Source organism: Microcystis sp. LEGE 00066 (genome assembly GCF_015207925.1).
GTDB lineage: Bacteria > Cyanobacteriota > Cyanobacteriia > Cyanobacteriales > Microcystaceae > Microcystis > Microcystis ichthyoblabe_A.
In genome coordinates this window covers 13694-24000 of the sequence record NZ_JADEVX010000003.1, presented here as the reverse complement: position 1 = coordinate 24000, position 10307 = coordinate 13694, and the positions used below count along the sequence as shown (strand labels likewise).

Genomic DNA, 10307 nt, shown 5'->3' with positions numbered 1-10307 from the left:
CAGACCTCAAACCCTATCTAAATAACCTGTTTACCATGACACAAATACCTGCCAAAACCGATCAAATGAGCTTAATAAAAGATGCCTTAAATCAAATTAAGGTCTTAAAAACTAAGCTACATACCCTAGAAAAAGCTAAGAATGAACCAATTGCAATTATTGGTATGTCCTGTCGCTTTCCCCAGGGAGCTAATTCACCGGAAACTTTTTGGGAATTATTGCAATCAGGAACCGATGCCATCAGCGAAATTCCGCCGCAACGCTGGAATATTGACAATTATTACGATCCTAAGCCCGATGCAAGGGGAAAAGTCTATACCCGTCACGGTGGCTTCTTAAATCAACCGATAGATCAATTTGACGCTGATTTTTTTGGTCTTTCTCCCCGGGAGGTAGCACAAATGGATCCGCAACAGCGATTACTGCTGGAACTAGCCTGGGAAGCTCTGGAAAATGCGGGAATATCACCCTTAAATCGGCGAGGAAGTCAAACGGGGGTATTTATAGGCATGATGACTCAAGATTACTCCCATTTTAGCCATCATCCCGATCTGATTGATGCCTATACGGGAACGGGAAATGCTAAAAGTGTAGCTTCGGGACGTTTATCCTATCTTTTTGGATTTCATGGCCCAACTTTAACGGTTGATACTGCTTGTGCCTCCTCTTTAGTCGCTGTTCATTTAGCTTGCCAAAGTTTACGCAATAACGAGTGTGAAGTTGCCCTAGCTGGGGGGGTCAACCTAATGTTAACCCCCTTCGTTACTATCATGGAATCCCGCGCCCAGATGTTGTCTCCTGACGGTCGTTGTAAAACCTTTGATAGAACAGCGAATGGCTATGTGCGGGGAGAAGGCGGCGGTATTATAGTTTTAAAGTCTTTATCTGCGGCTATTCGGGATAATAACTTGATTTTAGGACTAATTAAAGGTTCGGCCGTTAACCATGGTGGTATGAGTAGCGGTTTAACAGTTCCCAATCAACTTAGTCAAGAACAATTGATTCGTCAAGCTTTAAAAAATGCTCAGGTAAAGCCAGAGGACATTAGCTATATTGAAGCCCATGGAACTGGCACTTCTTTGGGCGATCCCATTGAATTAGGTGCATTATCGACAGTTTTTGCTAAAAATCCCCAACCGGTTTGGGTTGGTTCCGTCAAAACCAATATCGGCCATCTAGAAGCGGCCGCTGGTATTGCCGGACTGATGAAAGTGATTTTATGCTTGCAACATCGACAAATTGCCCCCCATCTCCACTTCCAGCAACCGACACCCCATCTAGACTGGGAAAATCAACCGCTGAAAGTTCCGACTAAAAACCGTGAATGGGTTAGTGAAAATTCTTCTCGTTTAGCTGGAGTTAGTTCTTTTGGCTTAAATGGCACTAATGCCCATATTATTCTCGAAGAATACCCTTACGAACCTGAAACGACTGCGGCACCTGATTCATCGCCCTATCTGTTCACCCTCTCAGCCAAGACCGAATCGGCTTTAATCAAACTAGCCCAAAAATACGCAAATTACCTAGAAAATGCGAAAAATATTGCTTTAAGCTCCATTTGTGCTACTAGCAATCGCAGTCGCTCCCAATTACCCCATCGTTTCACCTGTATTGTTTCTAGTCACTGCCAACTTCAAGAAAAATTAACCGCTTTTGTTCAAGGTGAACCGAGTTCTTTTCGCCAAAAAAGTGAATTTAATGGCAAAAATCGGGCAAAAATTGCCTTTCTCTTTCCGGGACAGGGTTCTCAATACCCCGGTATGGGAAGGGAACTATACCAATGTTATCCTCTATTTCGTCAAACACTCGATCGCTGTGCTGAGATTCTCCGTCAATATGGGGACTATTGCCTAACGGAGATTATTGACCAAGAAAATCATCTCAATCAAACTTTTTACAGCCAACCTGCCCTATTTGCTCTCGAATACGCCCTTTTTAAACTCTGGGAATCCTGGGGAATTACCCCCCATGGAGTTATGGGTCATAGTTTAGGGGAATATGTGGCCGCCTGTGTTGCTGGAGTCTTTAGTTTAGAAGATGCCTTAAAATTAGTCTTCTATCGGGCTAAATTGATGGATTCTGTGGGAAAAAGTGGTTCAATGGTCGTTATCTCGGCTAGTGAAGCTGAAATTAGTCCCTTAATTGCCCCCTATCAATCTCAGGTCGCTATTGCCGCTATTAATGGTCAGGATAATATTGTCCTGTCCGGTGCTGCAGAGACCATAGAAACCCTAGTAAAACAGCTTCAGGTCAAAAATCTGAAGATTACCCGGTTAAATGTCTCTCAAGCTTTTCATTCCCCTCTGATGGAGGAAATTTTAGACGAGTTCCGACAAATTGCTGAAACTATCACCTATCATCCCCCCCAACGAGCCTTAATTTCTAACCTTAATGGCAACTTAGTCAATTTTGAGGTCACTACTCCCGATTATTGGTGTCGTCATCTCCGGTCTTCTGTTCGCTTTGCCGATGGGATAAAAACCTTACTGGACAACGGTTATGAGCTATTTGTCGAATGCGGCTCCCATCCCGTTTTATCGGGCATGGGCAGCCTACTGGATAAAAATTATTCTTGTCTTTGGTTGCCCAGTTTGCGTCGTCAAACCTCTGACCGACAACAGATCCTCGAGAGTGTCAGTCAGCTTTATCTGCGGGGATTCGCCCTGAATTGGCAAGAGATAACGGCCAATCAAGACAGTAAACCCTGTATCTTACCGACCTACAGCTTTGAAAGAAGTAGTTATTGGCTAAAAACAGGCGACTTGACCCCAGAAGAAGCGCAATTATTGCCTGAATTGTCGAAATATCTCCTAGAAACACCGCCGCAACCGCCGGAAGTTGTCAAAACCACCACCGCATCATCTTCTGGTCATCTAATTACCCTTGACTCTCTGTTGGCCACACCCGCAGAGAAACAGCTTAAACAACTAGAAACCTACATTATCGGTGTTTTAGAACAGATTACTGGTTTATCCGTGGTCAAGCTACATACCAAGCAACCGCTCTCTAGTTTAGGCTTAGATTCTCTCATGTCCAGTCAATTACGACGTCAACTAGAGGAGGATTTAAAAATTATTGTTCCCGTGGAATACCTAGCGGGATTGAGTATTGAGCAGTTTTTACCACAAATATTCAACTTAATCACCCAAAATTCCCAACCTGCAACTAGCAACAAAACTCCTCTCCCCTCAAAACAGAAAAAACCAATCAAGACGACTAAAGCCGAAAATATCTCTAATGATCCGAAACTTTGGCTAATTCGCAAACAAGCTAATCCTAACGCCCGCATTCGTCTATTTTGTTTTCCCTACGCCGGTGGGGGTGCCTCCGTATTCCAAAATTGGCTGAATTACTGCCCCAAGCAAGTGGAATTGTGGGCGATTCAACTACCCGGACGCGAAACGCGTCTTCAGGAAACTGCGATTACATCGCTAAAATCCCTGATTAATCGTCTCATTCCGATTCTGACTCCCTATTTAGACCAACCTTATGCTTTTTTTGGTCATAGCATGGGTTCTTTAATCAGTTTTGAATTAACCAGAGAATTGGCTAAAACTCGGCAAAATCTACCCCAACATTTATTTATGTCTGGATTTCGAGCGCCTCAAATTGTCAATCCTGATTTACCCATTCATCGTCTGGGAGATGAGCAATTTTTAACAGCTTTAGGTCATTTTCAAGGAACCCCAGAAACTCTCCTCAAAAATCCCGATTTAATGGCGGCTTTTTTGCCAATTTTACGAGCAGATTTCAAACTCCTAGAGACCTATTCTTATCAACAAGGTCAACCCTTAAATTGTCCTATTACCGTTTTTGGAGGCCACAACGATGCCAAGGTTTCTGCCGATCAATTACAACAATGGCAACTGCAAACCAATCAAGATTTTGTCCTGCATACCTTACCAGGAGGACATTTCTTTATCAATCAACATACGGAGAAAATTATGAAAATAATTGGCCAAAGTTTACGAGAGTTTCCTGAACAAATGACTGCCTAATCAACCAATTATTCAAGGGAGAAAAATCATGACTTTAGATTACAAAGAGCAATACTGTATTATTGGGGCTGGTGCCGCAGGATTAGCGGCGGCTAGAGCCTTAAACAAAGCCAAAATTCCCTTTAATGTTATCGAATCTGCTCAGGATGTTGGGGGTATTTGGATTTATGACCGTCCCGATAGTCCAATGTATAAAAATACACATCTGATTGGTCATAAAACCACACAACCTTTTTCCGATTTTCCCATGCCAAAAGATTACCCAGATTATCCCAATCATCGGTTAGTCTATGAATATCTTCGCAATTATGCCGCTCATTTCAATCTCTATGATTTCATGGAATTTAATCTCAGTGTAGAGAAAATAAAAAAGGTGGGTAACTTTTGGGATGTCACCCTTAGCAACCAAGAAACCAGACGATACCGAGGGGTTTTAATCGCTAGTGGTTATCATAACAAACCGAATATTCCTCAATTTTCTGGGCATTTTGACGGGGAAATTATCCATTCAAAAGATTATGATAATCCCGCTCAACTAAATGCTAAAAAAGTCCTAGTAGTTGGAGCGGGACAATCAGCCATGGATTTAGTCGTCGAAGCCGCTATTAATGGCAGTAAAACTTTCCATAGTACCCGTCGTGGCTTTCTCTGTATGCCGAAATTTTTGTTCGGTTTGCCCCCAGAATGGGTGATGATTAACACGCCAATCATGAATCTAATTCCAGCCCAAGAACACATGAAAATGATGGCTTTATTATCCCCAATAGCTCTCTTCTTACAAGGAGTTAATCTCAAAAAACTCAATATTCCTACAGACTGTAAAAGTAACGGCCTAATTATTCCCAACAGTGACCAACAAATCTATCGTTATTATGTGCATGGAGATGTCACCCATAAGCCTAATATCCAAGAATTAGACGGAAAGAATGTTATTTTTGCCGATGGCAGTACAGAAGAAATTGATCTGATTATCTACGCCACTGGTTACAAAATTGAATTTTCTTTTATTGACAAATCGGATTTAAATTGGCAAGAAGGAACCACCCAGCCCAACCTCTATATGAATGTTTTTCACCCAGAGGAAAATAACCTGTTTGTCATCGGAATGGTTCATCCCACTGGCACTCACTGGCGAGTATTTGAAGAACAAAGTAATTTAGTGGCCGCTTATCTACAAGCTCAGGATAAAAAATCCCGGTTTGTCTATAAATTTGAAAAGCTAAAACGTCAAATTAGTGCCAATTTAAGCGCCGACAATAAACACCATAGCGGTACTCACTCCTTAGTGATTGACAAATTGGGTTATATACGCCAAGCACAAGGATTAGCTCGCCGATTACTAGCTTAAATCTCCCAGCATAATTCTCCCCCCCCTGAAATCCCTCTCTTTTAACTCCAATGCCCTACATTATTGAGACAGCTACTGGTTTTCCAGAACATTACTATCCCCAAGAAGTTCTAGAAGTCAATATCAGAAATCATTGTGCTAATCTTCTTCAAGATTATTGCCGAGAAAATCATCTCGACTTCCAGGAACAAACCTTTTTTGATTTAGAACAAATTCATCGTTTTTTCAGTAATGTCAAAATTCAAGGGCGATACTTCACTATTCCCCTAGATGAATTCGATGCCGATAATCCTCCCGGAATCGCCCAACCCTTTCGTCAAATGGTCGATCTAACTATGGATTTAGTAACATCGACAGTAACTAATTTGCTCAAAAAAGCCGCTCTTTCTCCCAAAGAAATCTCCCTAGTTACCTCCGTTACTGTTCTTCCTTCCGTTCCTTCCCTAGAAAGTTTACTCCTCAATCGTCTAGATTTTTCCCTCGATATCAAGCGGCAAGCGTTATCCGGTGTCGGCTGTTTGGGAGGCGCCCAAGGATTAGCCAGAGTAAACGATTATCTGCAAGGACATCCCACCGAAGCAGCGATCTTGTTTACCACCGATCCCTCCTCTGGCCTTTGGCAAGGGTCAATTCATAGCGATTTAACGGAATTATTGGGACAATTACCCGAAGATCCGTCTCAATATAGCAATATCATTATGACCCTTGTGGTAGCGGCTTTATTTGGCGATGGAGTCGGCACGGTTCTCTTAGCGGGAGATGAACATCCCTTAGTCAAGCAAGGTAAAGCAAAACTGAATATTATCGGCACTCAATCGCTGTTAATGCCCCACACAGAGCATTTAATGGCATTGCCTTTAACAGACTACGGTTTTCGCCAAATTCTTCGCCCAGAAGTCTCTGATTACGTCAAGGGTGGGGTGAGAAAAGCGGTGACATCTTTACTGGAAAAAACAGAAGTTTCCCTCGAGGAAATTGTCTGTTGGATGGTGCATCCGGGGGGTCCAAAGATTCTCGATGCAATAGTTGAAGAATTTCAGTTAGAACCGGATGTTTTACAGGTTAGTTGGGATATTTTGGCAGAAATTGGCAATATTGCTTCTGCTACTATCCTCTGCATTCTCGATGAAACCCTTTCCCGTCCCCATCCTCCCACAGGTTCCTACGGATTAATAATTTCCATGGGTCCCGGATTTGCTCAAGAAGCCATTTTAGTTCAATTCTAAGGATATTTAAGGATGTTAAGCCAAATAGTTTTCATTGCCCTGATTAGTTACATTATTGTCCAACGAGTGCGCGTTACTCGTCTGAGTAAACAGAATATGGCCAAAGTCTTAGCGGAAGGTGGCAAACTGCATAGCTCTAATTATGTGGGATTCGTCAAGATTTTCCAATCTAGCTGGATGCTTTGCATGATCGGGGAAGTTTATCTGCTCGATCGACCTTTTATTCCAGCATTGGCTTTATTTTCCCTAATTACTACCTTTTTAGCTCAAAAGCTCCGCTATGCCTCCATTGAAGCTTTAGGCGATCGCTGGATTCATCAGGTGGTCACGGTTCCTCAGACACCCGTGATCGACAATGGCATTTATCAATATATCCGTCATCCTAACTGGTGGGCCATGATCACGGAATTAGCGGTGGTTCCCCTGTTTCATACTGCTTATCTGACATCTATAGTCTTTAGTCTCCTGAATGCTTGGTTATTAATCCAACGCATTCCGGCTGAAGAAGAAGCTTTAAGTCAAGACACCAATTATCAAGCAGTTTTCGCCAATACTCCCCGTTTTATTCCTAGTTTTAGCGCAATTTTCTCTCGCAAACAGCAACCGCTTAAAAGTTAATTGCCACGGATAGCAGGGCCGGTTCCCTAGGGCCCTTTAATTACCTCTCATACCTGAATTTCAAGGAGAAAGAAAATACTATGGACTCTCTAATTGTTTCCGAAAATATTATTAGCGACAATTTAACTAACGCTCTACAAGAATGGGAAAATTTATTAGGCTCCGAATATGTCAGCACCGATAACAAAAAACGCCTAGAAGCCGAGACCGCTACCTACGAAACCCATGCTAAAATCCCGGCAATTATTCGCCCAGGTAATCGTCAAGAAGTCCAAGAATCTCTAAAAATTGCTAATCGCTATCAAACCCCTGTCTATCCTATTAGTACAGGTAAAAATTGGGGTTATGGTTCGCGAGTTCCTAGCCGCACTGGTTCGGTTTTAATGGATTTGAGTCGATTAAATCAGATTTTGGATTACAATGAAACCCTAGCTTATGTAACTATTGAAGCGGGTGTTACTCAGCGACAACTCTACGATTTTTTGCAAAAAAATGGCAATAAATTATTAATGAGTGTCACCGGTTCGACTCCTGATTCTAGTATTATTGGCAATATTCTCGAACGGGGTGAAGCCAAAGGACCGTTAGGCGATCGCTTTAATCATGTCTGTGGAATGGAAGTAGTTTTGCCCACCGGTGAATGTGTTCATACGGGATTTAATCGCTTTGAAAACTCCCAAATAGGGGCGGTCAATCGTTGGGGAGTCGGTCCCTATTTTGATGGAATTTTTACCCAATCTAACCTGGGAATCGTCACCAAAATGACTTTTTGGTTAACGCCATATCCTGAATATTTTCAGGCTTTTTTCTATAGCATCGATCAGGAAAATAAATTAGAGTTATTGATCGATAAACTACGTCAACTGAAAATGGCAGGGGTAATTAAAACGACCTTCCACATTAATAATAACTACCGAATGTTGTCTATTCAACAACAATATCCCTGGCAGGAATGCCAAGAAAAAACTCCTTTACCCCCCGATTTATTAGAACAATTAAGTCATCAATGGGGCGGCGGTGTTTGGATAGGAGAAGGTGCTTTATATTCGGCTTCACCAGAACAGGGAAAAGTCGAAAGAAACCTAATTGAAAAAGCCTTGAAAGGAATTGTCAATAAACTTATGTTTTTTGATGAAAATAAGTTCAAAATGGCCAGCAAAATGAGTCCCATTTTTAAAGTATTTACTGGTGTGGAAATTAAGGATAAGGTGGATTTAATTTATCACAAAAATCCCCAACGAGGAATGATTACCGAAAAAGTGCTGAAGATGGCCTATTGGCGCAAAAAAACTCCTCCCACCGATAGGTTGAATTTAGACCTGGATGCCTGTGGCATGATTTGGTGTGTTCCCGCTGTTCCTTTTCTGGGAAATCATCTCAGAAATGCTCTCAATATTATCAGCAGCATCGCTCAAAAATATGGTTATGAACCCAATATCGGCATTAACTGTGTTACCGAGCGGAATATTAACATCAATGCTGCCATTTTTTATGATCGATTGCTAGAAGGCGAAGACCAAAAAGCCTTAAATTGTCACGATGAAATGTTGGCAGAATTGATCAATCAAGGTTATTATCCCTACCGTCTTAGTACCCACTCTATGAATAGTTTACCCCCAGCCCAAGACGATTATAGTTGCTTAATCCAGAAAATTAAAGACAGCTTGGATCCCCATCGCATCCTCTCACCTGGTCGCTACGAATTTCTTTAAATAAGCCTAACAATCTACTGCTAACTGCCCATCTCTCCCCCAATTCTAATGACTTCTAGCACTTCTAGCAAATGGCAACATCTCCGAATAGATTATCTTCCTTATATCACTGGTTGGTTTGGTAACTTTATCGTTAACAATGCCCTTCTAACCATGCTAATCTATCGCTACGACCCGGGCATTCCCAATGACTATAACTTATCCATTTTATTGCCCTCTGCTTTAGTGGGGATAGCGATAATGATTAGCCGTATTGCTGGAGCTTTTGTGCAGCCAGTGATCGGTTATTTTTCCGATCGCTTTTGGAGTCCTTGGGGCAAAAGAAGACCATTTATACTGGCCAGTTTAGTCCCTTTAATTGGTGGTTTTATCCTGTTGTTTAATCCCCCTAATAACTTAAATCAAACCACTTACTTCATTTATTTAGTCACCATGCTTTGGGTGTTTTATGTGGGTATGGCATCCTATCATGTTCCCTATTTAGCCTGGTTGCCCACTCTCGCTAAAAGCCCAGAAGGAAGGGTTAAATTATCAACTCAAATCGGAATTTTTGGTTTAATTGGTGCCACCATTGGTGGGATTATTGCCCCTTGGTTAACTGATAGCTATGGTTTTCAGGGAATGGGTATTGCTATTAGTCTTATTGGGCTAATTACTCTAGCTATGCCCTTGCTAGAAAAAGAAGAATATAGTCCTTCTAAGGGGAAATATCCTAACTTTAAAACCACCTTAACGGCGGCTTTTACCAATCGGACTTTTTGTATCTATATGATCACCATGATCTTGGCGTGGATGGTGATTAGTATTATCTCGGTGATTCCGACTTTTTTAGTAATTGCTCTCCTCAAACGAGAGGTAAGTTTTGCCGCCGTGATTAATACTATTATCGTCGGTAGTGCCTTGGCTGGATTTACCCTGGTTTTACCCTTAGCGCGAAAATATGGCAAAAAACTGGTTTTTCAAGGTTCTTTAATCTGGGTTGGCTTGGGTATGATTGCCATGGCCTGTGGTCGTTTTTGGTGGCAAGATTCTTTGATTCCCTGGTTAATCCTTTCGATTATCGCTAATTTAGCCCTAGCCAGCTTTTTTAGTCTGCCGAATGCCATGTTATCGGACATTATCGATCAAGATGCGGAGCAACAGGGAATGGGACGAGAAGCAATATTTTTTGGCACTAGGGGGCTACTAATTCAATTTAGCCAAGGTGCGGGGTCTTTTCTAACAGGATTAATCCTTTCTTTCGGGAAAACTCCTGATAACCCCTGGGGGGTACAAATTGCCTTTTTGTCCGCCGGTATATTATCCCTAGCAGCGGCTTTTGTCCTACGGCCTTATGCGATCAAAAAATAGTTCTTTCCTCGCTAATCTGTTATTACTCTTGACAAAACCCTACTCATTTGGAACT

At 41.9% G+C, this 10307-nt stretch carries 6 protein-coding genes; all 6 read left to right on the top strand.

The window, feature by feature from the left end:
- The first annotated feature begins 35 nt into the window (after positions 1-35).
- The 6 genes from IQ224_RS00920 (at position 36) to IQ224_RS00895 (ending at position 10252) form a co-directional block, all read left to right on the top strand.
- On the top strand, positions 36-3998 hold the full coding sequence (locus IQ224_RS00920; RefSeq protein ID WP_194032374.1) for a type I polyketide synthase: 3963 nt from the start codon (positions 36-38) through the stop codon (positions 3996-3998).
- A 28-nt stretch (positions 3999-4026) separates the two neighbouring features.
- Positions 4027-5346 (top strand): NAD(P)/FAD-dependent oxidoreductase, encoded by a 1320-nt coding sequence (locus IQ224_RS00915; protein WP_194032373.1) that lies wholly within the window; start codon positions 4027-4029, stop codon positions 5344-5346.
- 50 nt (positions 5347-5396) lie between these two features.
- Positions 5397-6572: a type III polyketide synthase gene (locus IQ224_RS00910; RefSeq protein ID WP_194032372.1), complete on the top strand. Its 1176-nt coding sequence runs from the start codon at positions 5397-5399 to the stop codon at positions 6570-6572.
- A gap of 12 nt (positions 6573-6584) precedes the next feature.
- Positions 6585-7190, top strand: a complete 606-nt coding sequence (locus IQ224_RS00905; protein ID WP_002731647.1) for an isoprenylcysteine carboxyl methyltransferase family protein — start codon at positions 6585-6587, stop codon at positions 7188-7190.
- An 80-nt stretch (positions 7191-7270) separates the two neighbouring features.
- Entirely contained in the window at positions 7271-8902 is a 1632-nt protein-coding gene (locus IQ224_RS00900) for an FAD-binding oxidoreductase (protein WP_002734808.1), read from the top strand.
- Positions 8903-8950: 48 nt separating this feature from the next.
- Positions 8951-10252: an MFS transporter gene (locus IQ224_RS00895; protein WP_194032371.1), complete on the top strand. Its 1302-nt coding sequence runs from the start codon at positions 8951-8953 to the stop codon at positions 10250-10252.
- Positions 10253-10307 lie beyond the last annotated feature (55 nt).

What these genes read in the sequence shown, in the direction of transcription:
- IQ224_RS00920 (WP_194032374.1), top strand. Translation starts at nt 36, where the DNA reads ATGACACAAATACCTGCCAAAACCGATCAAATGAGCTTAATAAAAGAT.
- IQ224_RS00915 (WP_194032373.1), top strand. Translation starts at nt 4,027, where the DNA reads ATGACTTTAGATTACAAAGAGCAATACTGTATTATTGGGGCTGGTGCC.
- IQ224_RS00910 (WP_194032372.1), top strand. Translation starts at nt 5,397, where the DNA reads ATGCCCTACATTATTGAGACAGCTACTGGTTTTCCAGAACATTACTAT.
- IQ224_RS00905 (WP_002731647.1), top strand. Translation starts at nt 6,585, where the DNA reads ATGTTAAGCCAAATAGTTTTCATTGCCCTGATTAGTTACATTATTGTC.
- IQ224_RS00900 (WP_002734808.1), top strand. Translation starts at nt 7,271, where the DNA reads ATGGACTCTCTAATTGTTTCCGAAAATATTATTAGCGACAATTTAACT.
- IQ224_RS00895 (WP_194032371.1), top strand. Translation starts at nt 8,951, where the DNA reads ATGACTTCTAGCACTTCTAGCAAATGGCAACATCTCCGAATAGATTAT.